General features: G+C 39.2%; 19 protein-coding genes. 12 read left to right on the top strand and 7 right to left on the bottom strand.

The features are described 5' to 3' along the window. Positions 1 to 12: 12 nt before the first annotated feature. The 6 genes from proS to glnQ all read left to right on the top strand — a co-directional run bounded on the left by proS (position 13) and on the right by glnQ (position 6,694). Positions 13 to 1,341: a proline--tRNA ligase gene (gene proS / locus N6A79_RS07035; protein ID WP_182419484.1), complete on the top strand. Its 1,329-nt coding sequence runs from the start codon at positions 13 to 15 to the stop codon at positions 1,339 to 1,341. After that, a complete protein-coding gene (locus N6A79_RS07030) occupies positions 1,338 to 2,642 on the top strand; it encodes a lipoprotein-releasing ABC transporter permease subunit (protein ID WP_268547501.1) in 1,305 nt (434 codons plus the stop codon). Before proS ends, N6A79_RS07030 begins: the two co-directional genes overlap by 4 nt. Further along, complete coding sequence (locus N6A79_RS07025; RefSeq protein WP_326848763.1) at positions 2,642 to 3,325, top strand: ABC transporter ATP-binding protein; 684 nt, start codon at positions 2,642 to 2,644, stop codon at positions 3,323 to 3,325. Before N6A79_RS07030 ends, N6A79_RS07025 begins: the two co-directional genes overlap by 1 nt. A gap of 987 nt (positions 3,326 to 4,312) precedes the next feature. Continuing rightward, positions 4,313 to 5,056, top strand: a complete 744-nt coding sequence (glnH, locus tag N6A79_RS07020) for a glutamine ABC transporter substrate-binding protein GlnH (protein WP_268547500.1) — start codon at positions 4,313 to 4,315, stop codon at positions 5,054 to 5,056. A 238-nt stretch (positions 5,057 to 5,294) separates the two neighbouring features. Continuing rightward, the gene (locus tag N6A79_RS07015; RefSeq protein ID WP_262080495.1) at positions 5,295 to 5,963 is read left to right on the top strand and encodes an ABC transporter permease subunit; all 669 of its coding nucleotides are present in this window, start codon (positions 5,295 to 5,297) and stop codon (positions 5,961 to 5,963) included. Then, positions 5,960 to 6,694, top strand: a complete 735-nt coding sequence (glnQ, locus tag N6A79_RS07010) for a glutamine ABC transporter ATP-binding protein GlnQ (RefSeq protein WP_326848762.1) — start codon at positions 5,960 to 5,962, stop codon at positions 6,692 to 6,694. Before N6A79_RS07015 ends, glnQ begins: the two co-directional genes overlap by 4 nt. 949 nt (positions 6,695 to 7,643) lie before the next feature. Here the strand turns inward: glnQ and N6A79_RS07005 are convergent. Then, positions 7,644 to 8,069 carry an HIT family protein gene (locus N6A79_RS07005; RefSeq protein WP_268547499.1) on the bottom strand — a complete coding sequence of 142 codons (426 nt, stop codon included), beginning with the start codon at positions 8,067 to 8,069 and terminating at the stop codon, positions 7,644 to 7,646. 820 nt (positions 8,070 to 8,889) lie between these two features. Beyond that, a complete protein-coding gene (gene parC, locus N6A79_RS07000) occupies positions 8,890 to 11,136 on the bottom strand; it encodes a DNA topoisomerase IV subunit A (protein ID WP_268547498.1) in 2,247 nt (748 codons plus the stop codon). Between the two features lie 220 nt (positions 11,137 to 11,356). Here parC and N6A79_RS06995 point away from each other — a divergent pair, with 220 nt between their 5' ends. Further along, positions 11,357 to 11,809, top strand: a complete 453-nt coding sequence (locus tag N6A79_RS06995; RefSeq protein ID WP_182419481.1) for a TspO/MBR family protein — start codon at positions 11,357 to 11,359, stop codon at positions 11,807 to 11,809. Between the two features lie 79 nt (positions 11,810 to 11,888). Here N6A79_RS06995 and uvrA read toward each other — a convergent pair whose 3' ends face one another. Next, complete coding sequence (uvrA, locus tag N6A79_RS06990; protein WP_262080492.1) at positions 11,889 to 14,789, bottom strand: excinuclease ABC subunit UvrA; 2,901 nt, start codon at positions 14,787 to 14,789, stop codon at positions 11,889 to 11,891. A gap of 374 nt (positions 14,790 to 15,163) precedes the next feature. On the opposite strand from uvrA, the gene ssb reads away from it, so the two are divergent. Together ssb and N6A79_RS06980 are read left to right on the top strand one after the other, a co-directional pair. Next, positions 15,164 to 15,718, top strand: a complete 555-nt coding sequence (gene ssb / locus N6A79_RS06985) for a single-stranded DNA-binding protein (protein ID WP_268547497.1) — start codon at positions 15,164 to 15,166, stop codon at positions 15,716 to 15,718. A gap of 545 nt (positions 15,719 to 16,263) precedes the next feature. After that, entirely contained in the window at positions 16,264 to 17,472 is a 1,209-nt protein-coding gene (locus N6A79_RS06980; protein ID WP_268547496.1) for a hypothetical protein, read from the top strand. A gap of 159 nt (positions 17,473 to 17,631) precedes the next feature. Here the strand turns inward: N6A79_RS06980 and thrS are convergent, their stop codons facing one another. Further along, positions 17,632 to 19,614 (bottom strand): threonine--tRNA ligase, encoded by a 1,983-nt coding sequence (thrS, locus tag N6A79_RS06975; protein WP_182419477.1) that lies wholly within the window; start codon positions 19,612 to 19,614, stop codon positions 17,632 to 17,634. A gap of 391 nt (positions 19,615 to 20,005) precedes the next feature. Here thrS and N6A79_RS06970 point away from each other — a divergent pair, with 391 nt between their 5' ends. Then, positions 20,006 to 20,740: an arginyltransferase gene (locus N6A79_RS06970; protein ID WP_268547495.1), complete on the top strand. Its 735-nt coding sequence runs from the start codon at positions 20,006 to 20,008 to the stop codon at positions 20,738 to 20,740. Here the strand turns inward: N6A79_RS06970 and N6A79_RS06965 are convergent. From N6A79_RS06965 to erpA, 3 genes are all read right to left on the bottom strand, one after another. Beyond that, positions 20,737 to 21,813 carry an AbrB family transcriptional regulator gene (locus N6A79_RS06965; protein ID WP_268547494.1) on the bottom strand — a complete coding sequence of 359 codons (1,077 nt, stop codon included), beginning with the start codon at positions 21,811 to 21,813 and terminating at the stop codon, positions 20,737 to 20,739. The genes N6A79_RS06970 and N6A79_RS06965 overlap by 4 nt on opposite strands. 204 nt (positions 21,814 to 22,017) lie before the next feature. Beyond that, the gene (locus N6A79_RS06960) at positions 22,018 to 23,001 is read right to left on the bottom strand and encodes a hypothetical protein (RefSeq protein WP_268547493.1); all 984 of its coding nucleotides are present in this window, start codon (positions 22,999 to 23,001) and stop codon (positions 22,018 to 22,020) included. A gap of 223 nt (positions 23,002 to 23,224) precedes the next feature. After that, positions 23,225 to 23,548, bottom strand: coding sequence for an iron-sulfur cluster insertion protein ErpA (erpA, locus tag N6A79_RS06955; RefSeq protein WP_182419474.1), 324 nt, complete (start codon positions 23,546 to 23,548; stop codon positions 23,225 to 23,227). A gap of 185 nt (positions 23,549 to 23,733) precedes the next feature. Between erpA and N6A79_RS06950 the strand changes: the two genes are divergently transcribed. Both N6A79_RS06950 and argS read left to right on the top strand, forming a co-directional pair. Further along, the gene (locus tag N6A79_RS06950; RefSeq protein WP_268547492.1) at positions 23,734 to 24,984 is read left to right on the top strand and encodes a deoxyguanosinetriphosphate triphosphohydrolase; all 1,251 of its coding nucleotides are present in this window, start codon (positions 23,734 to 23,736) and stop codon (positions 24,982 to 24,984) included. Between the two features lie 81 nt (positions 24,985 to 25,065). Further along, positions 25,066 to 26,823 (top strand): arginine--tRNA ligase, encoded by a 1,758-nt coding sequence (gene argS / locus N6A79_RS06945; protein WP_268547491.1) that lies wholly within the window; start codon positions 25,066 to 25,068, stop codon positions 26,821 to 26,823. The last annotated feature ends 107 nt before the right edge of the window (positions 26,824 to 26,930 follow it).

The following is a 26,930-nucleotide window of genomic DNA, read 5'->3' as shown; positions in this document are numbered from 1 at the left end:
TTGGTATTACCTATGCGTCTTTCACAATATTTTCTCCCTATCCTTAAGGAAAATCCTAAAGAAGCGGAAATCGTTTCTCATCGGTTGATGCTTCGTACAGGCATGATACATCAGCAAACAGCAGGTATTTATTCTTGGCTGCCGATGGGTAAGAAAGTATTGGACAAGGTATGTAAAATCATTCGCGAGGAGCAAAATCGCTCAGGTGCACTGGAAATTTTGATGCCCACCATTCAACCTGCTGATCTTTGGCGTGAAAGTGGTCGTTATGATGATTATGGTAAGGAAATGTTGCGCATTAAGGATCGCCAAGATCGCGATATGCTGTTTGGCCCTACTAACGAAGAAATGGTGACCGAAGTTTTCCGGTCCTATGTGCGTTCTTACAAGGACTTGCCGCTTAATCTTTATCATATTCAGTGGAAGTTCCGCGATGAAATACGTCCACGCTTTGGCGTTATGCGTTCGCGTGAGTTCTTGATGAAAGATGCTTATTCTTTTGATCTTGATTATGATGGCGCCAAGGCTGCTTATAATCGCATGTTTGTTGCTTATCTTCGCACTTTTGCTCGCGCAGGCCTTCATGCTATACCTATGCGCGCCGATACCGGGCCAATTGGCGGCGATTTGAGCCATGAATTTATTATTCTTGCTGATACTGGTGAAAGCGCGGTTTTCTGCGACCAACAATACCTTGATATGCAAGTTCCTGGTGCCGACACTAATTTTAATGATAGCGAATCTCTAGCCAATATTGTTGCACAATGGACAGCGCCCTATGCCGCAACCGAAGAAATGCATGATGAATCCGCTTGGGCATCTGTTGCTGATGATAAGAAAGTTGCTGCTCGCGGTATTGAAGTCGGCCATATTTTCCATTTTGGCACTAAATATTCAGAGCCAATGGGGGCAAAAGTGACCGGTCCTGATGGTAAGGATCATCTGGTTTCGATGGGGTCTTATGGTATTGGGCCTTCGCGTTTGATTGCTGCAGCTATTGAAGCATCTCACGATGATAAGGGTATTATTTGGCCGAAAGCGCTTGCACCATTTGACATTGGCCTCATCAATATGAAGCCTGGCAATGAACAATGTGATGAAATGTCAAATATTCTTTATGAGCGTCTTAATAATGCCGGTTTTGACGTGTTGCTTGATGATACAGATGCAAGTGCTGGTTCAAAATTTGCGACTATGGATCTTATCGGTCTGCCAGAGCAAATTGTTGTTGGGCCACGCGGTGCAGCTAATGGAGAAGTTGAAGTTAAAAATCGCAAAAGCGGTGAAAAAATCACTCTATCTCTTGATGCAGCCTTAAACCGGATTATTGAAGCCCAATGAGTAAAGATACAAAGCCAATTCAACAAGGCAAACCATTCGCTTATTTTGAGTGGATGGTGGCCTTCCGCTATATGATACCACGCAAGAAACAAGCTTTTACTTCAATTATTTCCATCATATCCCTTATAGGTATCATGATTGGTGTCTGTGCATTGATTGTAGTGATGTCGGTTATGAATGGTTTTAGAGCTGATTTGCTTGATCGCATTTTAGGTTTTAATGGCCATCTGATTGTCCAGTCAGACACTGGATCATTTGACAACTATAATAATCTCATTCCGCAGCTTGAAAAGTTACACGGTGTTAAATTTATTCTACCTGTGCTTGAAGGGCAAGCCTTTGCTACATATGGCAAAAATGGTAGCGGAGCCATTGTACGCGGCATGCGCGAAGCTGATCTAAAAAAAATGTCAGCAGTTGCTGATAATATCAAGGTAGGCGGCATCAATAAGTTTGATGATGGTGAAACTATTTTGTTAGGTAGCGGACTTGCACAAAAGCTTGGCGTTAGCGTTGATGACTATGTCACCATTCTTGGTCCTGAAGGGGATGTTACCCCCTTTGGCGTTACCCGCCGCGAAAAAGCATATAAAGTAGGTGGTATTTTTGAAGTTGGTATGTTTGAGTTTGATTCAGCAGTGATATTTATGCCTTTATCGCAAGCTCAGCTATTCTTTAATCAAGAAAATAAAGTTCAGTCACTTGAGGTTTTTATTGAAAACCCTGATGAGGTTGATAATATTCGATTGGCAATTGATCAAGAAGTTCAGCCAATGATCGAAAATGGTACCATTCCAAATGTCTATATGATTGATTGGCGACAGCGCAATCAGACATTTTTTTCAGCATTGCAAGTTGAACGCAATGTTATGTTTATTATCTTATCACTGATTGTTGTTGTCGCCGCTCTTAATATTATTTCTGGACTCGTTATGTTGGTTAAAGATAAGGGGCATGATATCGCTATTTTGCGCACTATGGGTGCAAGGCGCGGTGCTATTATGCGTATTTTCATTATGACTGGCGCGGTCATTGGAGTGATAGGCACATTGTTGGGCAGTTTACTCGGTGTCGTTACTAGCCTTAACATCGAACATATTCAGAAATTCGTTACTTGGGTTTCTGGAGAGGAAGTCTTTAATCCGCAGATTTATATGCTAACGCAATTACCATCGCGTTTGGATGTCGGTCAAATTGGAATGGTCATTATTATGACCTTATCGCTGTCATTATTGGCAACCATCTTGCCTGCATGGCGTGCGTCTCGCCTCGATCCCGTTCAAGCATTAAGGTATGAATAATGGCTGAGCCTGTTTTAAAACTCATTAATGTTGATCGCACTTATAATGATAGCGATCAAGCTTTAACAATATTAGACAAAGCGAATTTTACCTTAAATAGCGGTGAAACAGTTGCCTTGGTTGCGCCTTCAGGTGCGGGTAAATCAACTTTATTGCACATTGCCGGCTTGTTAGAAAAGCCTAATGGTGGTGAAGTAGAATTATGTGGTAAGAGCTGTTCAAAATTATCCGATAATGAACGTACGGCCATTCGCCGTTCCGAAGTTGGGTTTGTCTATCAGTTCCATCATTTGTTGCCAGAATTTACTGCACTTGAAAATGTAATGATGCCGCAATTAATTAGTGGCTTAAAGAAGAAGGAGGCTGCAGCTCGCGCCGAAAAGCTCCTTGAATATATGCGGGTAGGGCATCGCATTAAGCATCGCCCATCGGAATTATCTGGTGGAGAGCAGCAGCGGGTGGCCATTGCACGCGCCGTTGCGAATGTACCGATGGTGTTGCTTGCTGATGAGCCAACAGGTAATCTTGATCCAGTTACATCCAATTATGTATTTCAGGCGTTACAAGCTTTGGTTAAGCAATCTGGGCTTGCCGCATTGATTGCAACTCATAATCATGCACTTGCCAAGCAAATGGATCGCCGAATTACTCTTGAAAATGGAAAAATAGTTGAGCTGCCGTAAAGTTTTTAGGTTCAATATGTTTGAGAATTTGCTAAGAATTATTTTGAACTAGCTTGACGTTCTATCTTATTTTAAAATTTTTTAATCAAGGAGGGCGAAATGCTCTCCTTTTTTGTATGAAATTTGTCCATAATTTAATTAAAAACACTATAAGAATGTTTAGAGAGTTTGGTACTAAACACCTATCTAGTGAAGCCAGTTTAATTCTTATTATTCGTTTACTATAGAAAATTGGATTATTAAGTCATTATTATTAAAGCACCATTCATATTCCTATAAAAATAAATGAAAATGGCGTTGCTAAGACTATGCAAAAAACTTGGCATAATTGAATTATTATTTGCATCTCCTCCGGTAAAATCGCGGCTAAAACTAGATATTTTATTCAATTAATGGACTATGAATGGAAGCTGGTAATGAGGAGTTGGGAAGTATTGAAAAAAAATAAATAAGCCGTTTTTGACAGAGATAAAAATATGTACTGTTTATATTTAGCGAATAATGACGTTAATATACATAATATAAGATAGGTTTTTGTTTAGATACATGTTAAATTTATTAAAGTTAGAGACACGTTAAGTTAGAAAATATTAAAGTGCTATCAGGAGAACTTTATAAGTTTTTCCCTATTTTAAATAGAGTGAATGAGTACGCCTCAAGATGCGTTTGGAGCATATAGTCATACTCCTGTTGAATTAGAATAGTTTGCATGTAGCGCTTTCATGAATAAAGTTGAAATTAAAATAATTTTCTATTTTTTGTTATTTTTTATCACTAATCCTCGTTGCTTCTTCTTTATTTTTGCCATTATACCATATTTGTAAATCTATTTTTTTGGCTTGTTTCAAAGGTGAAAACACGACATAAATGGTTCTTGGGAGTCGTTCTCATTGCCAAGTGTTTTGATGGACGAAGTGTTTTGACGGACGCAGTGTTTTGATATTATGGTTTCAATCGATATGTGCTAGGCACGAAGGAGAGGAATAAATGAAATTACGGACGAAAATAACAATCGCACTTTGTGCAGCCTTTATGTCTTTGACAAGTAATGTAATGGCTAAAGAATTGGTTTTTGCCACGGATACAGCTTTTGTTCCATTTAGCTTTAAAGATGGCGAAAAATATGTTGGATTTGACGTCGAATTGTGGGATGCAATTGCGAAAGAAATGGGCGTTGAATATAAATTACAGCCCATGGATTTTGCTGGTATTGTACCAGGCATTCAAGCCGGCCAAATTGATGTTGCAATGGCAGGTATGACAATTACCGATGTTCGAAAAAAGGTAATTGATTTTTCCGATCCTTATTACAATAGCGGCCTTTTGCTCCTTGTTCGTGAAGATAGCGATATTAAATCTTCGGACGATCTTAAGGGTAAAATTATCGCGCTTAAGACCGGAACTGGATCCGTTCCTTATGCGAGTGAGCATTTTAAAGGTGTCGAGCAACGTCAGTTTCCAAATATTGACAATGCCTATTTAGAATTGCAAACAGGTCGTGTTGATGCGGTTTTACATGATGCGCCGAACATTCTTTATTATACTACTACGGGCGGTAAAGGCAAAGTGAAAACTGTTGGCGAGGTATTGGAGGCTCAGCAATATGGTGCAGCATTTAAAAAAGGCAGTGATGATTTAGTTGCTAAATATAATACCGCTCTTGCTAAGCTGCACGAAAATGGAAAATATGCAGAAATTTATAAGAAATGGTTTGGAACAGAACCCAAATAAATGATGTAAATATTCTGTATTGAAGATAGTTTCAGGAAACTGTTTAAGTGTTTCCTGAAATTTTATTTTATATCCAAAAATAACGTAAACCTGCGTGGTGTTTTTATTATAAATTAGTGTAAGATAATCTCTAAAAATTATTTTTATTAATTATTGAGCCTTCGCTTTATGTATTGAAAATTGGCTCTATTTACCTGCATGTTTTTGGATATTCAGTTTTTATTGTTAGGAAATGAATATGGGTTTTGACTGGTCAGCAGTAGTTAACTCTTTGCCCACGCTTTTAGATGGCGTTAGGCTAACTTTAATTATTTCAATTATCGGTATTCCTGCAGGTTTTTTTCTTGGGCTAGGCCTTGGTATTGCAAGGGCTTATAAAATACCCGTTTTGAATAGCCTTGCGCTTATTTATATTGAGTTAATTCGCGGAACGCCAATGATCTTGCAGGTAATGTTTATCTATTTTGCTTTACCGCAGATTTCTTTTTTTGGGTTTAACATTCGTCTTGAACCATTAACTGCCGGTATCATTACAATCATGATCAATTCCGCCGCCTATATTGCTGAAATTGTTCGTGGTGCGTTATTATCGGTAAGTTCGGGGCTAAAAGAAGCCGGTCTTGCGCTTGGCTTACCTATGTGGAAGGTAGTTTTAAAAGTTATATTGCCAATAGCTTGGCGAAGAATGATACCGCCGCTTGGTAATCAATGTATTATTTCGTTGAAGGATACATCTTTATTGTCTGTTGTAAGTATTGCCGAGTTAATGCGCAGGGCAACGGAAATTGCTTCCACCAATTATACATATTTAGAAATTCTATCAACGGTTGCTGTCCTTTATCTTATAATGACTTTATCATTAACTATCATATTGAGAATTATTGAAAAGCGGATACATATATTATGAGTGAAACAATTGTCGAATTTAAACAAGTATCAAAGCGTTTCGACCAACTCATAGTGCTTGATAAGGTTGATTTAAAGATTAAAAAAGGCGAGGTGGTTGTATTGATTGGGCCATCTGGCTCGGGCAAATCCACACTGCTTAGATGTATAAATGCGCTTGAAAAAATTAATGGTGGTGATCTGGTTGTCGATAATATCAGTGTGCTTGGCGGGCGCCGTAAAGTACGCACCATCCGCCAAGAAGCTGGTATGGTTTTTCAACAATTTAATCTTTTCCCGCAAATGACGGCATTAGAAAATGTTGCATTTGGTCCTCGTGAAGTGCGAAAGCTGCCCAAACGTGAAGCTTATGCAATTGCACGCGAGTTGTTGAATAAGGTTGGCCTGTCACAGCGCGAAAATCATTATCCGTCACAATTATCGGGTGGACAGCAACAGCGCGTGGCTATTGCACGGGCGTTAGCAGTAAAGCCAAAGTTGATGTTGTTTGATGAGCCGACGTCGGCTCTTGATCCCGAGCTTAGACAAGAAGTTTTAAAAGTGATGCAGGGACTAGCATCAGAGGGTATGACAATGATAGTTGTAACCCATGAGGTTGGTTTTGCACGGGATGTGGGAACGCGATTAATTTTTATGGAAAATGGTAAAATCAGTGTTGATGGAAACCCAGTTGAAATGATTAATAATCCCCAAAATCCTCGTCTTCGTGATTTTCTTAAACATGTGAATTAATTTTGTTGAAAATTTTGGAACTGGGTGCCTATCTTACTTCCAGTTCCAAAATACATTTTATATGCTTATAGTTTGTTATTGTATTAGATGATTGCCATAGTTTTATCATAGGAATCATAGTTGAGGCCTGTTAGACCAAAAACGAGCCCAAAAAGGCGAAAATTTACGCAATTTGATTTTTTGTTTTTTGACTAACTTGCCTATCCCAGCTGCAGAACCTATTAATTTTGTGGATTCCTATTTTAGTTGATTAAGGATTATTGGGGGCTACGCAGGTAGCCAAAGATTGCTTTTTGTTTGCCGAGTGGATATCAGATGACGCGGATATCACCTTATTTTCCGCTATCCAATGGGCGCGCGCGTGTTGATGATAAGCGCATTGTTAGCGGGTTAATAAGCAGGGCTTGCGGACGAAAGACGCAGTTATTTGTATGCTTTGAATAAAACGCATTGTACTCTAGCAAGTTTATTGAAAAAGGCGATGTTTACCCCTTTATTGCATGCACAAAAGGTGACTTTAACTCAAAACTGCATATGGTGGTTGACCAAGATAGAAAGCCAATATGTCTATTCTTGTGAAAACAACAAATGAGTGACTATAAAGGCGTAGCCCTTCTGTTACTAATTCTACCTGATGCGCAAGAACTGATTGCTGACAAAGGTATTAACAGTGACTGATTCAGGCAAGTTTTGATTGCTAGAAAATCAAGCCCTGCATCCTTACCCGAAAAGGTAGAATAGCAACGATTTGCTTTGACGAAACAATATACAAATTGCGGCATAAGGTTTAAAACTTGTTTGCAAAATTCGAAAATTTGCAGCGTATTTAAACAAGACACGCCAAAGAAAGTTGCGCTCTCACTTTTTCTCAGCAATAGGCATCGGCTGTAGCCGTCATCTTTTATCTTGATTAATAAGTCCTAAGCTTTGTTTTTTGCTATATAAATAGTTAGTTAAGTGCAGCTCGTATTTTTTTTGCTTGCTCTTCCAGTTGTTCTGGATCAGCCATTTTACCAGTATGTGGTTTTAGAGCAATATTTTCAAAGCGTGGAATGATATGAAAGTGAAGATGAAAAACGCTTTGTCCACCGGCTGGTTCATTGAACTGCATAATTGTTACACCATCACTATTAAAAGCCTTTTTTACTGCATTGGCAATTTTTTGCACAGCAAGAACTGAGGCAATTAATGCTTCTGGTTCTGCATCAAGAATATTGCGCGAAGCTTTGCGTGGGATAACTAAAACATGGCCGTCCCCTTGGGGCATAACATCCATAAGCGCTACAACGTTACTATCTTCAAAAACACGGACAGAAGGAATTTCATCACGTAAAATTTTTGCAAAAATGTTGTTTCCATCGTAATTAGTTGGCATGTTATTCTCTCCAATTTAGAGCGCTACTAATTAAAAAACTATAAAAGCTTATTAATGGTAGGTAGATTACCGCGCAAAGTGCAACACGGTTTTATTTGATCTTAATTTATGTCTTTTCCAAGTTCTTTTTTGAAGGCTTGAAAGGATATTTGAAAGTTAAGGCACTTTCACTGTTGGGTATAGATGTTTCATGATATCCTTCTTGGATACAGCGTCAAGATCTATTTCTCATAGCAGCCATGGTGAGATGCATCCATTGGTATATTCTACGCCGTCTTTCTGCAGGGAGCATAGGCAGTGCAAAACCATGTTTACAGTTTTAGCCTTTGTATCAACTCGTAATGCTTAGAAAAGGTCATATCATTTCAAAGGTAATGGATTAGCGGGTTTGCGGTTTTAATCGTTCCATTATGGATAGCTTTGCCAAGAAAGGTTTTTTTTGCCGTCCTATTTATTATATGTATAATCAACATTATGTAGCTTTTTCATTCATGAATAACAAAAAATAGTAGGCTACGGAAGTAAGAATCTCTATGCCGTTTCATTTATTGCTAAAATGGAACCCTCTTAATAAGTGGCAATAAATTCTTAATTTACTGTTTTTATCATTAGTAGTCTTAAATGGTTTTCAATGATAGATACGTTAATATAGGGTTTATAGACGTCAATAATTCTATTAATCACAAGTTATTAAGTTTAACTATTGTTAATTATCCAACCCGCTATAAATTGCTTTGCATATATGGTTTAGCTTTAAACTAGTTGTTTCATAAAAAAGTGCCGAATAAACCGGCGCCTTAATTTTTAAACTTAAGAACTATTAATTAAACTTGCCAGATCGTGGAAAACCTTTGGGTACCATACGCCCCGCACCGGCTCGGTTACCAATCCATTCAATCAGTTCTTCCTTGCTGCGAACAAAACTTCTATCAGCTGAATCTTTCCAGGTTAGACCATCATCTAAATTAAAGGTGATAATATCGCTCATGCCACCATCGCGATAGCGTTGCAAACGAACACCTTTGCCACGCGACATTTCAGCAATTTGTTCAATCGGGAAAACTAGTAATTTACGATTTTCACCAACAATTGCAACGCTGTCACCATTTACTCTAATGCAACTTGCCGCTTCATCAGGAGCTTTCACATTCATCACTTGCTTGCCTTTGCGGGTTGTTGCAATGACATCATTTTCAGGCACAATAAAGCCGTGGCCCAGATGTGACGTGATGAGCAGTTTGGTATCTGCTTCATGCACAAAAGCAGTCAAAATGTCTTGGTCATTATCCAGGTCAACAAGAATACGGATTGGTTCGCCATGTCCTCGCCCACCAGGCAAGCTATTTGCCGCAATAGTGTAAAACTTACCACCAGTGCTTAATACTAAAATTTTGTCGGTTGTTTGTGCGGGGAAGGCAAGTTTTAGGCTATCACCTTCTTTGAATGATAGACTAGAATAATCCGAAATATGACCTTTTAAAGCGCGTAACCAACCTTTTTCGGAAACAACAATGGTGATTGGTTCTTTTTCAATCATCGCTTGTTGAATGTCATCAATGTCATGGTCTGGCGCTTTTTCAAAGCTAGTGCGACGTTTGCCAAGATCGGTATTTTGTGAGAAAATCCATTTTACTTTTGAAACTTCGGAAGAAATTGCCTTCCATTGTCGGACATTGGAGGCAATAAGTTCCTCAAGTTCTTGTTTTTCAACCGTTAGCTTGTCAAATTCAGTCCGAATTTCTACTTCTTCGAGTTTACGCAGTGAGCGTAAGCGCATATTTAAAATAGCTTCCGCCTGATTGTCGGTTAAATTAAAAGTGGCAATCAGTTGCTTTTTAGGCTCATCTTCTTCGCGGATAATACGAATAATCTCATCAAGATTAAGATAGGCAATGAGATAGCCACTCAAAAGCTCCAAGCGCTTTTCAATTTCTTTTAAGCGATATTGCGTACGGCGAATAAGAACTTCTTTTCGATGTTCAAGCCATTGTTTTAATGTTTGATCTAATGATAAGACATTTGGAATTTTGCCTAAGGTCAAAACATTTAAGTTAAGTGAAATCCGCGTTTCAAAATCCGTTAGTTTAAACAGCGATTCCATTAAAATCTCTGGGTCAACACTGCGGTTTTTAGGCTCTAAAACTATGCGAATATCTTCGGCAGATTCATCCCTAATATCTTCAAGTAATGGCAGTTTACGTTGAATTAAAAGCTCTGCTGTTTTTTCAATAAGACGGGCTTTTTGAACTTGATAGGGGATTTCTGTTACCACAATAACATATGAGCCGCGTGCGCCTTCTTCCTTGTGCCAACGCGAACGTAAGCGGAATGAGCCGCGTCCTGTGCGGTAAGATTCAGCAATGGATTCGCTAGTCTCCACCAAAATACCGCCAGTTGGAAAATCTGGCCCTGGAATAAACTTTATCAAATCATCCGATGTTGCTTCGGGATGGGCAATAATGTGTAAGGCCGCGTCACAAAGTTCGGCAACATTGTGCGGAGGAATGGATGTTGCCATACCAACGGCAATACCTGATGAACCATTAGCAAGGATATTGGGAAAAGCACCCGGCAATACGATTGGTTCTTCATCTTCCTCATTATAGGTTGGACGAAAATCAATCGCGTTTTCGGTGATACCCTCAAGCAATAATGTCGATACTTCAGTCATTCGGGCTTCGGTATAACGCATTGCTGCTGCACCATCACCGTCAATATTGCCAAAGTTACCTTGGCCATCAATTAACGGATAGCGAACGGCAAAATCTTGTGCTAGGCGCACAAGTGCATCATAAATTGATGCATCACCATGGGGGTGAAACTTACCCATGACATCACCAACAATACGAGCGCATTTGGCATAGCCTTGATCGGGAAATAAGCGAAGAAGCCGCATCGCGTGAATAATGCGCCTATGCACGGGTTTTAAACCATCACGTACATCGGGCAGGGCACGATGCATAATGGTTGATAATGCATAAGCAAGATAACGCTCTTCAAGCGCAGATTTCAAGCCGACTTTTTCGATATGCTCATCAAGAGCTGAAGGAATCATATTTTTTGCCATAAGATTGAATATCAATAGGTTTTTGTTGAAGCAAGAGTTTAAGCAATAGATATATTCTATCTATTGTTTTTTTATTAAATTGAAATAATCTGCAACCAATTTCCAAGCTAAAACGTTTAATTTTTAGTCAAATTATAATTTACATGATTTGGGACATAGTAAAATAATAGAGCTTTAACTTTAAGGCTTTTATAAATCGCGAAAAGTGGAAAAGAAAAATATGCGCAAATCATTATATGCAGTTTTGTTTATTGTTGCGATTTTTATTATTGGCGGCGCTATTGGATATAAATTTGCGCCAACTTCTTGGTATCAAGAATTAAACAAACCTTTTTTTACCCCTCCTAATTGGTTATTTGCTCCTGTTTGGTCAATTCTATATATAATCATTGGCTTTGTGGGCTGGCGGATATTTATTGATAGGCCAAATGATCTCTTAAAAACAATGTGGTCTGCGCAATTGGTGATCAACTTTGCATGGACACCGCTGTTTTTTGGTTTGCATCAAACAGTTATCGCGCTACTTGCGTGTTTAATCATGTTACTATTAGTCGTGATGATTATTTTAAAGGCATGGAATAGTGACAAATTGGTTTCCGTTTTATTTATTCCATATGCATTTTGGCTTGCTTTAGCAGCGGCATTGAATATTGGTGTCGTTGTATTAAACTAAATAGTCTTATCTATTATATTACAATAAATTACCCACCATATATCATCTATTTTATTAAGATATATGGTGGGGGTTTTATTTAAGTCGGGCGGCGTTCTAATAATTCTTTGAGGAAGTGCCCCGTATAAGATCTATCTTCCTTTATAATGTCTTCAGGTCTTCCAACTGCAACAATTTCGCCGCCGCCGTCTCCGCCTTCAGGTCCAAGATCAATTACCCAATCGGCGGTTTTGATGACTTCAAGATTATGCTCAATAACCGCAACGGTATTGCCTTGATCAACCAATTCATGCAGAACTTCCAATAATTTTGCAACGTCATGAAAATGCAAACCAGTTGTTGGTTCATCAAGAATATAAAGGGTCTTGCCTGTGGCTTTGCGTGATAATTCTTTGGCTAGTTTAACGCGCTGTGCTTCACCACCTGATAGTGTGGTTGCCTGCTGTCCTACCTTTATATAGCCAAGACCAACTTTCACCAATGTATCAAGCTTGTCACGCACAGCAGGCACGGCTGAGAAAAATGCTGCACCTTCCTCTACGGTCATATCAAGAACATCAGCAATGGATTTTTCTTTAAAGGTTACTTCTAAAGTTTCACGATTATAGCGTTTGCCTTGACATACATCGCAGGTGACGTAAACATCTGGCAGGAAGTGCATTTCAATTTTAATAACGCCATCACCTTGGCAAGCTTCACAGCGACCGCCTTTAACGTTAAAAGAAAAGCGTCCAGCTTGATAGCCGCGTGCTTTTGCTTCAGGTAAGCCAGCAAACCAATCGCGAATTGGTGTAAATGCCCCTGTATAGGTTGCCGGATTGGAACGTGGTGTACGGCCAATCGGTGACTGGTCGATATCAATCACTTTGTCAACAAATTCCAACCCATCAATACGTTGAAATTCTGATGGTATCTCCCTGCTACCCATGATGCGGCGTGATGCAGCTTTATACAAAGTTTCAATAAGGAAGGTAGACTTGCCGCCACCTGAAACACCGGTTACACAGGTAAAGGTGCCAAGCGGAATATCAGCGCTAACATTTTTTAAATTATTGCCGGTTGCACCAATAACTTTAATTGCTTTTTTCTTATCAATTTTTCGTCTTTGTTTTGGTAAAGGCACAAACATTTTGCCTGATAAATATTGCCCGGTTAAGGAGGCCGAATTATCCATGACTTCCTTTGGCGTTCCCTTAGCAATGATGTTGCCACCATGAATACCTGCTGCAGGACCAATATCCACTACATAATCAGCGGTTAAAATCGCATCCTCATCATGCTCAACCACTATTACTGAATTACCTAAATCACGCAAATGACGTAATGTTTCAAGTAAGCGTTCATTGTCGCGTTGATGAAGACCAATCGAGGGCTCATCAAGCACATAAAGTACGCCTGTCAAGCCTGAACCAATTTGCGATGCCAAGCGAATACGCTGGCTTTCACCACCAGAAAGCGTACCGGAATTGCGCGCTAATGTTAAATATTCAAGGCCAACATCATTTAAAAAACGCAACCTTTCGCGAATTTCTTTCAAAATTCGTTCAGCAATGCCGCGTTGCTTGTCAGTAAAACCTTTGTCAATATTGCCAAACCAGCCATCAGCCTTGGCAATTGACATGGCGGTTACTTGCCCAATATGCATTCCACCAATTTTAACCGCCAAAGCTTCTGGCTTCAACCGGTAGCCGTGACAAGCAGGGCAGGGCGTTGCAGTCATATAACGCTCAATCTCATCGCGAGACCAAGCTGAATCTGTTTCTTTCCAACGGCGTTCCATATTCGGGATAACACCTTCAAAAGGTTTTACAGCCTTGTAGGAGCGGGCACCATCATCATAAACAAATTCAATATCTTTTTTGCCCGTGCCATAAAGTACAGCCTGTTGGGCTTCCGGCGTTAGTTTATTCCATATATCGGTTAGTTTAAAATCATAAGCGCGGCCAATAGCTTCCAAAGTTTGATTATAATAAGGTGATGAAGATCGGGCCCAAGGGGCGATAGCTCCAGCTTTAAGGCTTATGCTATCATCAGGTACAATTAATGCCGCATCAATTGCTTGTTTTTGACCAAGGCCATCACAAGTCGGGCAAGCACCTACTGGATTATTGAAGGAAAAGAGCCTTGGCTCAATTTCAGCAATGGTAAAACCGGAGACGGGGCAGGCGAATTTTTCTGAAAATAAAATGCTTTCATGCGTGTCGTTTTTGGATTTATTCGCTGAATTGGACGCTAATTCGTTATCAGGTAAGGGCTTATCGGCAAATTCGGCAATGGCTAAGCCATCAGCCAAGCGCAAACTTGTTTCTATACTATCGGCAAGTCGGGTTTTAAGGTCATCACGCACAGCAACGCGGTCAACAATGACATCAATATCGTGCTTGAATTTTTTATCAAGATTAGGCACATCGCTAATCTCATAAAAAGTGCCATCAACCTTAACCCGTTGAAAGCCTTTCTTTTGTAGTTCGGCAAATTCCTTTTTAAACTCGCCTTTTCGACCGCGTACGAGCGGTGCGATAATATAAAGCCGCGTTCCTTCTTCTAAAGCCATAATGCGATCAACCATTTGGCTAATTGTTTGGCTCTCAATAGGCAAGCCAGTCGCAGGCGAATAGGGGACACCAACACGGGCAAATAGCAGCCGCATATAATCATAAATTTCGGTAACGGTCCCAACTGTCGAACGCGGATTTTTACTCGTTGTTTTTTGTTCAATTGAAATTGCTGGTGAAAGACCATCAATTTGATCAACATCCGGCTTTTGCATCATCTCAAGAAATTGACGCGCATAGGCAGAAAGGCTTTCAACATAGCGCCTTTGCCCTTCTGCGTAAATAGTATCAAACGCCAATGACGATTTACCAGAACCTGATAAGCCTGTCATAACAATGAGTTTATCACGGGGCAGGTCGATATCAATGTTTTTAAGATTGTGCTCACGCGCGCCACGGATAGAAATATATTTCTGCTCAGACATAAAAAATCCAAAATTAAAGAGTAGAACAAAAAAAGAACAATTGCTAAATAATGCAATTTCGCCTATATTACAATATGGCAAAATAAATTGTTTTAATGGTTTAAACTAATATAACATTGAAATGGCATTTTACGAGGGCAAGGCACGAAAATGTTAACATCTGTGGAAAGGATGTTTATTTATCGCTATTTGTTTTAACCTCTCGAATAAAGCGTATAAGGTGACGTTTCAAAACATAAAATATTTATCTCTCTTGTTAAGAATGTGATATGTTTTTACTTAAAAACAATAGGTTGAATATTTTATCCCGATAAGGGAAAGAGATAAGGTGAACTGATTCACCTCTTTAATTTGCATAATATATGGAGATAGTAATGGCCGGTAGCGTAAACAAGGTAATCTTGGTTGGTAATCTTGGAGCCGATCCAGAAATTCGCCGTATGGGTTCTGGTGATGCCGTTGCAAGTTTTCGCATCGCTACCTCAGAAAGCTGGCGCGATAAAAATACTGGTGAGCGTAAAGAGCGCACTGAATGGACCAATGTTGTGATTTTCAATGATAATTTGGTTAAGGTCGTTGAGCAATATGTCAAAAAAGGTGCTAAGCTTTATATTGAAGGGCAGTTGCAAACCCGTAAATGGCAAGATCAAAACGGTAATGACCGTTATACAACTGAGGTTGTTTTGCAAAAGTATCGTGGCGAATTGCAAATGTTAGATAGTCGCGGTGATGGCGGAAATGCAGGGCGCGGCGAAGTCGGTAATTATAATAGCGGTGGTTACAATAATAACCGTAATTCTAATTTCAACAATTCAAATAACTCTGGTAATTCTAATGCAGATCGTGGCTTTGGCGGCGGTAATGATTTTAGCAATCAAGGCGGTGGGGGTAACTTCTCGCGTGATCTTGATGATGAAGTACCATTTTGATTGAAATCGAAATTTTATAACGAATTGATTTAACTGTCGTTATATAAAAATAGATGAAATCTCGTTATTTGCTTATTTAAATTATTAGCCTCATTCATTTGTTCTAAATTGATGGGGTTTTTCTTTGCCGGTAGGTGTGTATCATAATGCTTTTACTGCTTACTCAGGCAAGTTGCATGCTTGATAGAGGCTTACCAGTTGGAATAGCCCACCAATATCCGTTTAGAGTAAATTACCAAGTTTGATGATGTCGAATATTTTTGTAGATGATTTATTTTTGCTATCTCATCTTTATAATCAGTCATCATATCAATTATTAGAATAAATCAACGCTTACTTTTAAGCGAAAACGATATTATTCAATCTTACAAAATTGTCATTATTAAAGAATGGGCTTGCAGGTCTAAACTGTTGTTGCTAACACTTAACCTAGCTATCATGGGGGTGCTTTTTCGGGGGCAAAGTTTAAGATTAGATAAAGTTTTCTTTTTTTAACACCGCATCATGACGTATCACTATTTATCTTTAACTAAGAAAGTTATGCTATGAAAATTGTTTCACGAATTAATAAATCAATTAAAATATTGTCTCTTACCGCGGCGCTTGGTGTAAGCTTTGCTTTACCTGCATTGGCTCTTGATGGTGATGCTTTTTTTGCCCGCGTTCAAGCCGAAATGAAAAAAGGTGGTGGAGCTATTGAAGCTGGAAAAATCACCGTTGATGGCACGACAGTAAAAATTATCGACGCAAAAATTATTTCTAAAGACGATCCAAACAGTGAAAAAGGTATAGCTAAAGAAATTATTTTTGAAAATGTTGAGGAAGATAAAGATGGTGGCTATCTTGTCGGTCGTACTTTCGTTGATGAGATGAAACTAGAAGCACGTGAAAATTCTGATATGGTTACAACCTTGCATGGCTTGGAAATGACCAAATTATTATTAAAGTCGGAAAAAAATGATGCGGCCTATGAAGGACAGCTTCCATATGGAACGATCTCACTCAAGAAAATGGTCGCCGAAGAAAAAGGTAAGCCTGTTTTAAATCTTGATGATCTTTCATTTGGATTTTCAGAATATGATCCAGAAAAATTCATTAAGTTTAGCGGTGAAATTGGTAATTTACGCGTAGACGTATCAAGTTTGCCAAATAGTGAACAAAAAGAAACGTTTACGAAAATGGGTTTCAATAATATTGAAATTCAGGGCAACTATAAATTTGATGCTAACCTTGTTGATGGTCATGTTGATGTGGCACTGCAAGGTAATATGAATGAAGCTGGTCAATTGAATATTACGATTGGCCTTGGCGGTCTTACCAAAGATCTTGCTAATGAACTTATTCGTCTTAGCAATCAAGCAAAATCAACTTCAGACAAAGATCAACAAATCGCTGCAATGTCAATCATTGGATTGCTTCAACAGCTTAGCCTTAATAGCATTGATATAAAATTTGTAGATAATTCTATTACCAATAAAATTATTGATCTACAAAAAGAACCAAATGAAAAGCGCGAAGATTTTGTCGCAAAAATTAAAATGATTGTACCATTTGGCTTAGCTCAATTACAGCATCCTGATTTTGCAGAAAAAGTATCGACCGAAATTGGCAAATATTTAGATAATCCTGAAAATATCGAAATTACAGCAAAGCCTGATCATAGCACGCCTTTTGCAGTGATTACTTCTACCGCGGTGACCTCACGCAAGGATCTTATTGATCTGCTTAAACTTGATGTAAAGGCCAATCAGTAATTTGATGTGAGGCGATGCACTGCTAAGTTTTATTAAATATTTCATTTTGGGTGTTTGGATTTAATTATGAGCACCCAAAGGAAATTTAATAAAGCTTATGAAAAGCTAGATAATAAAAAAGGCGCTTTAAGCGCCTTTTTTATTGATTTTTATACAGGATCAAACAATTGCTTGTTGTTTACGCAATAAATCTGGCGGTGTTGCTTCTTGCTTAAGTCTAGCAATTGCATCAACTAAACTTAGTTCTTCTTGGTCGCGCGAGCCAAGTCGGCGCATGTTTACAGTGTTTTCTTCCGCTTCTTTTTTGCCACAAACCAATATGACGGGTACTTTTTGTAGTGAGTGTTCACGTACCTTATAATTGATCTTTTCATTGCGTAAATCGGCTGTTGCCAATAAGCCTGCAGCTTTTAGTTTGGCAGTGACGCTTTGAACATAGTCATTTGCTTCAGATGTAATTGCGGCGACAACAACTTGTTGTGGTGCAAACCAAAGTGGCATATGGCCAGCGTAGTTTTCAATCAAAATGCCAAGAAAACGTTCCATAGAGCCACAAATTGCGCGATGGATCATAACCGGCTCACGTTTTTCTGATTCATTATCGATATAGAATGCGCCAAAGCGTTCCGGCAAGTTAAAGTCAACTTGGGTAGTACCACATTGCCATTCACGGCCAATAGCATCTTTTAACGTATATTCAAATTTAGGGCCATAAAACGCGCCTTCACCCGGTAGGATACCAGTTTTAATGCGGCCGTTGGATTTTTCTTCAATGGTCTTTAATACGTCGCTCATGACTTGCTCAGCACGATCCCATAGCTCATCGGAACCAACGCGCTTTTCAGGTCGGGTTGAAAGCTTGACCATAATTTCATTAAAGCCAAAATCAGCATAGGTAGAAAGAATAAGGTCATTAATGCGGAGGCATTCTTCTGCCAATTGCTCATCGGTACAGAAAATATGCGCATCATCCTGTGTGAAGCCACGAACACGCATCAAGCCATGGAGCGATCCAGAAGGCTCATAGCGATGAACTGCACCAAATTCCGCCATTTTAATCGGTAAATCACGATAAGATTTTAAGCCGTGTTTAAATATCTGAACATGGCCGGGACAGTTCATTGGTTTCAACGCATAAACGCGATTATCATCAGCTTCATCACCTGCGGGTGTTACCTTGAACATATTGTCACGATACCAACCCCAATGGCCTGATATCTCCCAAAGGGATTTATCAAGCACCTGCGGTGCGTTTACTTCCATATAATTGTCATCGTCAAGACGGCGGCGCATATAGCTTACCAAATTCTGGAACATTTTCCAGCCCTTGGCATGCCAAAAGACAACGCCTGGACCTTCTTCTTGAAAATGGAAGAGATCCATCTCACGCCCCAAGCGGCGATGATCGCGCTTTTCAGCTTCTTCAAGCATGGTTAAATATGCTTTTAGATCATTATCGCTAGCAAAGGCCGTACCATAAATGCGGGTTAGCATTGGATTATTGGAATCGCCACGCCAATAGGCGCCAGCAACCTTCATCAATTTGAAAGCATTGCCAATATGGCCAGTTGATGTCATGTGGGGGCCGCGGCAAAGGTCAAACCAATCGCCCTGATAATAGATTTTTAAGTCCTGATCCTCAGGAATCGCATCAACCAATTCAACCTTGTAAAGTTCGCCCTTATCAGCAAATACTTGCTTTGCTTTATTGCGCGCCCAAATCTCTTTGGTGAATGGCTTATTGCGTGCAATAATCTCGCGCATCTTTTTTTCAATGACGGGTAGATCTTCACTGGTAAATGGTTGATTGCGAGCAAAATCGTAATAAAAGCCATTTTCGATAACAGGACCAATAGTAACTTGAGTGCCCGGAAAAAGCTCTTGCACAGCTTCTGCAAGAACGTGGGCGCAATCATGGCGAATGAGTTCCAGTGCCTTTGGGTCTTCTCGCGTAATCAGTTCAATATCGCCAGATTTTTGAATGGGATCGGCAAGGTCGCGCAATTCACCATCAATAGCAAAAGCAACTGCTTTTTTAGCTAATGATTTGGAAATGGATTGGGCAAGCTCGAGTCCTGTTATGGCTGAATCATATTCGCGCACAGAACCATCAGGAAATTTAAGGGAAATTGTTTGTGACATAAAAGCCTCTATATTCCAGTCCCGCGAACGGATGCGGGTGGGTTGTTAATATCTGACATTTAGATAATAATCTAATTGTACATGCTTATTTGCGTTTTAGAATAATTTTTTGAGGCTGTGAAGCCTCTTAGATTAAATTTATTATAAAATAAAATAGTGCAAGCATTCAATTGAATATTTGTCTTTCGGTTTAATCTTGGCAATTAATCAAAAATGAGTGTTTTAATGGGAAAAATCAACTTTTACACTTATCATATTTGGATAAGAAGAGTATAAAAATCAAGTTTGTTCGGCAATGAAGAATTAATCCATTCAAAATGCAATTCAACTTGATAGCTGCTCGTAAGATGGGCTAGATTGACATGATAGATCATGAAGAAACCTAATGCTAATGACAGATCAATTAACACAGACACCACAGTTTTTTTTGACTGCGCCTGGGAAATGTCCCTATTTGCGTGGAAGAACAGAGCGCAAGGTTTTTACCTATCTTGATGGCGATAGTGCAATTGAGAGAAATGATCTTTTGACATTTAATGGTTTTAGGCGTTCGCAAAATATTGCTTATCGTCCCATTTGTGATGGATGTAATGCATGCATTTCAGTGCGTATACCTGTCTGCGATTTTAAAATGTCACAATCCATGAAGCGGATTTTTAATATGAATCGTGATCTGGTTTGTGAAGTAGTGCCTCCTAAAACAACAGATGAGCAATTTTCCTTATTTCGTTCCTATCTTGATGGCCGCCATATGGATGGTGGTATGGCTAATATGAGCCGTCAAGATTTTAAGATTATGGTGGAAGAAAGTCCTATCAATACACGTCTATTTGAATATCGTTTAAAACAAAATGATAAGGAAAATTCTCATTTAATTGCGGTCGCCTTAACCGATGTTTTAGGTGATGGCTTTTCAATGGTTTATTCTTTTTATGACACTAAGCAAACTAAACGCTCATTGGGCACAATGATGATTTTAGACCATATTAAGCGGGCAGAAAAATTGATGCTTCCTTATATTTATCTTGGATATTGGGTTAAGGGTTCCAATAAAATGGATTATAAGCAAAAATTTAAGCCGCTTGAATATCTTTTGCGCGATAAATGGGAAGAAGTTACTGATTAGAGATCATTCTTGGTGTTTTGCGTCATAATATATTTAGCGGTGCAACGAGCAATAATTGGACCGGTGATGGTAACAATGATAAAACGCACAGTTTGGTAAGCCATGACAAAGGGTAAATTGACTGTTGTACTTGCAGCAATGATTGAGACTGAATCCGCACCACCAGGACTGGTTGCTAAATAGCTAGTTAAAAGATCAACATTGGTAAAATAGCTTAAACAAAGTGCAAAACCACCACAAAGCATAATTAATGCTAATATTGATATGAATAATACTGGTATTGCATGTAAAGCATGCAATAGTATTTTACGGGTAAACCTTAGGCCTACAGTCCAACCAATAATGATATAACTTATGGCTAGCAGCCAAGGGGGGAGCTCAAGGGTCACCAATCCAAAATCTTGTAGTATAACAGCTATAAGAAATGGCAGCAGCATCCCCCCAGCAGGAATTTTTAAATATTTTGCACCTATTGCCCCGCCAAACGCAATTATCAAAGTAATTGCAAATGCGTTCCATGAAACTGCAGGAAAAAAAATAATGTCAAAAGTGGTATTGGAACTAGGTGAAAAAAATCTTGCAAGAATAGAGCCTAGTGCTGCGACCATAACAACACGCATATATTGCATAACCGCAACAAGACGTTCATCTGCGCCATAGGCTTCTGCCATAACCACCATGGCCGATGCTCCACCTGGAGCAGAACCCCAAATGGCGGTGGTGCCAGGTAATATTTGTTTTTTTGCTAAAAATATACCAATAAGAGTTGATGCAAAAATTACCGAGAAAACGCCGCCTAGAAATAAAGGCAGGTCATGCCAAACCTCTAAAACTATTTCGGGCTTTATAGCGCGTGCAATCATACAACCGACAACACCTTGTGCCAGAGCAAAGAAAAATTTGGGTATTTTGGTTTCAATGTTGCTGATTGCAAGAATAATGGCGCATATCATTGGTCCTAATAATAAGGCCGCAGGTATCTGAATGAGTTCAAGGGCAATGATGAAAATTGCCGTAACAACCAGCAATAATAGCCACTTTAATGGTTGTGGGAGATTAACAAGATTAGGCAATTTAAGTTTTTTCCATAATGTTGTTATCTTTTTACACTTTTTCTGCGGTTATGTGGCATTAATTAACCTTATTGGCAGATAAAAGCATTATCTTTGCACTGTTAATTGATGTACGAGAGATATTTAATTTAACCCATCCATTTTATTCATGAGTTTAGTGCTATGCGTTGCTAGGCTTATTATTATTCAATATAATTGTCTCGTTTAGTCAATATCACCGCTGCCATGAACATAATTTTGTGGTGATGCAACAATTTCAACTTCACTATCTTTACCAGACTGGACTGAAAATTCCTTTTGAAATATCTGATCTTTATTTTTGGCAATTGCAACATAATCACCTTCAGATAAGACAATATAAACATATGCATTTGCGGCTTCACGCACGATATCGCCTGAGTCATTTTGGATAACCCAGCTAGTGTCGGCTAATGCCTCTCCGCCAGGCTCCCTCACTAATTTGAGCGTTATTTGTGCTGCATAATGCTCAAGGTTTACTTCGGTTAATTTGCCTGCTTCAACTGTCGCATTTGTTCGGGTGACTGCATTGGCATTTCCGTAGCTTGAAACAATGTGGTATTGCCCTGCATTCAAACGAATAATCGAATTTACCTTTACATTGGGAATTATTAGCGATTGCTCATTGTTTTCATTGTCACCCACATAAATGGAAAACTTTATACGGCTTTCATTTAGCTTGCCGTTAGGAATTGTCGCTTTAAGCTCTATGCCGCCCGCATTTAATACTAAATTTTCATGATATGTTTTATTGTCTTCAACGAGAATTTTTTTAGTAATACCGGCGCGTCCAAATGCTGCGTGAATAAGATATTCGCCAGCAGGTAAGTTAAAGGTAACATTGCCACCCTCTTTTGCTGCAATAAGTGGCAGAGTATTATTGCTTCCTGCAATTGGCGAAAAAACGCGCCAAACAATGCCTTTAGTAATTGGTTGTGTTTTTTCAGTAAGTCTTGCTTCAAGGTTAATGGTACTTGAGCCTAATAATGGATTAATAGAATAATCCATCGTGCCAGATGGGCTTGCTTCGCCATTATTGTGATTTGGCGCGCTTATTGCTGGTAAATCGTCAATACCATCGCTACCACCGCTGATTGTTTGGCTATAAGCTAAAGGTGCCCAAAAGGTGATAAGGCTTAAAATGACTAAGAAACGACAAGAAAAATACAAATCTATCACCTTAATATTAAATTTTAATACTTCGCATAATTTATTGATATATTAAGAAATTTTCTTAAATATTGTAGGGTTTTAAAAAGTGGCTACAATTTTTTGCTTATACTGAATTTTTTATAATAAAAATAATGCATTTCATAAATATTCTAATGTCTAAAATCTTCAAAACTTATAGAATGATTATTTCACAACCCAAATTATATGCATTAATTTTAAATTAAATTGAAAAACTTGTACCACAACCGCAAGATGAAACAGCATTGGGATTATTGATTTGGAAGGATTGCCCCATCAAATCATCAACAAAGTCAATTTCAGATCCTTCGATAAAAGGGAGTGAAATGGAATCGATTAAAATCTGTGCACCATTCTTCTCAATAACAAAATCGTCTTCATTTTGAGCGTCGACAAGTTCATATTTATATGAAAAACCAGAACAGCCACCACCTTCAACTGAAATGCGCAGGGCTTTCTTATCGGGTTCCTTGGCAAGAATTATATTTATCCGCTTGGCAGCAGAATCTGATACTGCGACACTCATTTTTTATTCCTCATGCTAAACAACTTAAGCGCATTTACTTTAAATTGAATCGGTAATGTGCCTAATGCTTTGTTTTTTTGCATTTTTGTTAATAAAATACTTCATACTTATCCGAAAATGCACTAGCTTATAACCAAGCAGGTCGAATTCTGTCTTAAATCTAAGGCGAGATTAGGGAAAGTGCAATGGGATTAACGAAAAAAGACGAAATTAACAGCATAGGTTATGGCTATGAGCCTCGCGCCGCTTTTGCCACTTTGCCAGCTTTAAGCCGTGGACGGTTAATCGAAGAAAATGAAAGTCCAACCAGAACACCTTTCCAAAGAGATAGAGATAGGATAATTCATTCCAATGCATTTCGGCGATTAAAGCATAAAACGCAAGTTTTTGTTGCTGCTGAAGATGACCATTACCGAACACGGCTAACTCACAGTATTGAAGTGTCACAAATTGCGCGCGCCCTTGCTCGTGCCTTGCGTCTTGACGAGGAGTTAGCAGAAGCTATTGCACTTGCCCATGATTTTGGCCATACGCCTTTTGGGCATGCTGGAGAAGATGCATTGAATGAAGTTATGGAACCTTATGGCGGTTTTGACCATAATGCACAGGCTTTGCATATTGTAACGGCTCTTGAACACCGCTATGCTGGTTTTAATGGATTAAATCTTACTTGGGAAACGCTTGAGGGATTAGTCAAACATAATGGTCCATTGCTTGGCCAATTTGCAGATAAGAAAAAGATTTCTCCTATTATTCAAAATTTTAATAATATTTTTAATTTGCATTTGGACCAATTTGCCGGCCCAGAAGCGCAATGTGCGGCAATTGCAGACGATATTGCCTACAATGCTCATGATATAGATGATGGCTTGCGCGCGGGCTTAATTACTATTGATCAACTTAGAAGTATTGGTTTGACCGCTCGCTTGATCAATGAAATTGAAACAGTCATTGAGAATGCCGGAGATGGTTTTAAGAAAACTGCGTTTGTCAGTGGTGAGATAGCTTATGAGCGTGTTGCATATGAAATTGTTCGTCGTCAAATAACCGTTATGGTTGAAGATGTAATTGACGAATCTATCAAGCGTTTAAATGCGATTAGACCAACAAGTGTTGAAGACATCTACTGTGCAAGCCATGCGGTCGTCAGTTTTTCCGAAGGAATGAGACGGGAAGAAAAGGAATTGAAAAATTTTTTATTTGATAATCTTTATTATCATGAAAAGGTTTTAGTGCGACGACGTGAAGGTGAAATGATGGTCAAAGCATTGTTTGGTGCTTATATGGACGATTTTAAACTTTTGCCGAATGATTGGCAAATGCAGGCAGAAAGTCATAGGGATTGCGGTCGTGCGATGGTCATTTCTGATTTTTTGTCAGGTATGACTGATCAATATGCGATAAAAGAATATAAACGCCTGTTTGACCAGAGGTAAAATTTCATTTAAACAGTGCGAAAAAGTTGGTTGGCGATGAATCCTATCGAGGCTCGTCTTGTAGACAGTGGAATTTAGTGAATGAATATTTTTACCGTATTTGAGAAGCGCGTTAAAGAAATATTGGAAAAGTCTGGGCTTAAATCGCAAGATGATGGGAGTTTAGATTTTGCGCGTGTCGCTGTGGAGGCCCCGCGTGACCCGTCCCATGGAGATCTTTCTACAAATGCGGCTATGGTTCTCGCCAAAGCGGTTGGCGTAAATCCTCGCGAATTAGCTGCACGTTTGGTGCCATTGATTGAGCAAAGCGATGATGTTGCAAGCGTAAATGTGGCTGGTCCAGGTTTTATTAATATTCGCTTGACAGATGATTTTTGGCGCAACCTATTGGCGCAAATTAATGTTGAGGGTAAATTATTTGGTCATTCTACCATGGGGCTTGGTAAAAAGGTCAATATTGAATATGTGTCAGCTAATCCAACTGGTCCGCTCCATGTTGGGCATTGCCGCGGCGCGGTTGTTGGCGATGCGCTCGCTAATTTGTTGACCTTCGCAGGGTTTGAGGTTGTTAAAGAATATTACATTAATGATGCTGGTGGACAAATTAATGTTCTGGCAGATTCTGTGATTTGGCGCTATAAAGAGGCCTTGGGTCTTGTTTCTCTACCGGTTCCTGAGGGGCTCTATCCAGGTGATTACCTTGTGCCTGTTGCAAAGGCGCTCGTTGCAGAGTTTGGTGATAGTTTGCTCAAGAGTGATGATGAACAACGTTTGGCTTTGGTGAAAGAGCGTGTCATTAATGCTATGATGCAGCTTATACGTGATGATCTTGCCGCAATTAATATTCATCACGATGTATTTTTCTCAGAGCGCACTTTGCACGCTGATGATGAAAAAGCTATTCGTTCGACCATTAATGACCTGACAATGCGTGGTTTTGTTTATAAAGGTAAATTACCACCGCCAAAAGGTATGCCTAGTGAAGATTGGGAAGATCGCGAGCAGATTTTGTTGCGCTCAACCGATGTGGGTGATGATATTGATCGTCCATTAATGAAGTCTGATGGTACATACACCTATTTTGCTGCCGATGTTGCTTATTTTAAAGATAAGTTTGAACGAGGCTTTAACGAAATGGTTTATGTTCTGGGAGCAGATCACGGTGGATACATCAAGCGTTTGGAGGCTGTGGCAAAAGCTGTTGCAGGCGATCAAGCTCATTTAACCGTGCTTATTTGCCAATTGGTAAAGCTTTATCGAAATGGTGTTCCTTTTACTATGGGTAAAAGAACTGGTAACTTTGTAACCTTGCGCGATTTAATCGATGAGGTTGGACCTGATCCTGTACGCTTTATGATGCTTTATCGTAAGCCTGATGCACCGCTCGATTTTGATTTTGATAAGGTGACTGAGCAATCTAAAGATAATCCGGTGTTTTATGTGCAATATGCAAGTGCAAGATGCCATTCTATTTTGAGGCAAGCCTATGATGTTCATGGCTTTGATAAAATAGATAATAGTATTACTGCTTCGCATCTTCATCGCCTTGTTGATGAGAATGAAATGGTACTTATTCGTAAATTGGCAGAATATCCACGTGTTATCGAGCAGGGTGCATTACATCAAGAGCCCCACCGCGTTGCGTTCTATCTTTATGATCTTGCAAGTTCATTTCATGCGCATTGGAATAAGGGAAATGATGCTCATGGACTTAGGTTTGTGCAAGCTGATGACAAGGAAGTCACCCTTGCTCGTCTTGGTTTGGTGTGTGCAGTGCGCGATGTTATCGCTTCTGGTTTGAGCATTATTGGTTCTGAAGCCCTAACACAATTACGATAAGTTAAGAAATTTGTTCGATAATCATATAAAGTGGGGAATTGATAGATGCAAATGCTCCACTTATTTGTTATAAATAATATGTTGTCTAATTTTAGCGACTTGGGGTT

The sequence above is a fragment of the Bartonella sp. HY761 genome (genome assembly GCF_026743145.1).
GTDB lineage: Bacteria > Pseudomonadota > Alphaproteobacteria > Rhizobiales > Rhizobiaceae > HY038.
This window is presented reverse-complemented; position numbering and strand designations above follow the sequence as displayed.

Bases quoted from the DNA above. Each gene is read 5' to 3' on its own strand.
- proS (WP_182419484.1), top strand. From the start codon at position 13: ATGCGTCTTTCACAATATTTTCTCCCTATCCTTAAGGAAAATCCTAAA.
- N6A79_RS07030 (WP_268547501.1), top strand. From the start codon at position 1,338: ATGAGTAAAGATACAAAGCCAATTCAACAAGGCAAACCATTCGCTTAT.
- N6A79_RS07025 (WP_326848763.1), top strand. From the start codon at position 2,642: ATGGCTGAGCCTGTTTTAAAACTCATTAATGTTGATCGCACTTATAAT.
- glnH (WP_268547500.1), top strand. From the start codon at position 4,313: ATGAAATTACGGACGAAAATAACAATCGCACTTTGTGCAGCCTTTATG.
- N6A79_RS07015 (WP_262080495.1), top strand. From the start codon at position 5,295: ATGGGTTTTGACTGGTCAGCAGTAGTTAACTCTTTGCCCACGCTTTTA.
- glnQ (WP_326848762.1), top strand. From the start codon at position 5,960: ATGAGTGAAACAATTGTCGAATTTAAACAAGTATCAAAGCGTTTCGAC.
- N6A79_RS07005 (WP_268547499.1), bottom strand. From the start codon at position 8,069: ATGCCAACTAATTACGATGGAAACAACATTTTTGCAAAAATTTTACGT.
- parC (WP_268547498.1), bottom strand. From the start codon at position 11,136: ATGGCAAAAAATATGATTCCTTCAGCTCTTGATGAGCATATCGAAAAA.
- N6A79_RS06995 (WP_182419481.1), top strand. From the start codon at position 11,357: ATGCGCAAATCATTATATGCAGTTTTGTTTATTGTTGCGATTTTTATT.
- uvrA (WP_262080492.1), bottom strand. From the start codon at position 14,789: ATGTCTGAGCAGAAATATATTTCTATCCGTGGCGCGCGTGAGCACAAT.
- ssb (WP_268547497.1), top strand. From the start codon at position 15,164: ATGGCCGGTAGCGTAAACAAGGTAATCTTGGTTGGTAATCTTGGAGCC.
- N6A79_RS06980 (WP_268547496.1), top strand. From the start codon at position 16,264: ATGAAAATTGTTTCACGAATTAATAAATCAATTAAAATATTGTCTCTT.
- thrS (WP_182419477.1), bottom strand. From the start codon at position 19,614: ATGTCACAAACAATTTCCCTTAAATTTCCTGATGGTTCTGTGCGCGAA.
- N6A79_RS06970 (WP_268547495.1), top strand. From the start codon at position 20,006: ATGACAGATCAATTAACACAGACACCACAGTTTTTTTTGACTGCGCCT.
- erpA (WP_182419474.1), bottom strand. From the start codon at position 23,548: ATGAGTGTCGCAGTATCAGATTCTGCTGCCAAGCGGATAAATATAATT.
- N6A79_RS06950 (WP_268547492.1), top strand. From the start codon at position 23,734: ATGGGATTAACGAAAAAAGACGAAATTAACAGCATAGGTTATGGCTAT.
- argS (WP_268547491.1), top strand. From the start codon at position 25,066: ATGAATATTTTTACCGTATTTGAGAAGCGCGTTAAAGAAATATTGGAA.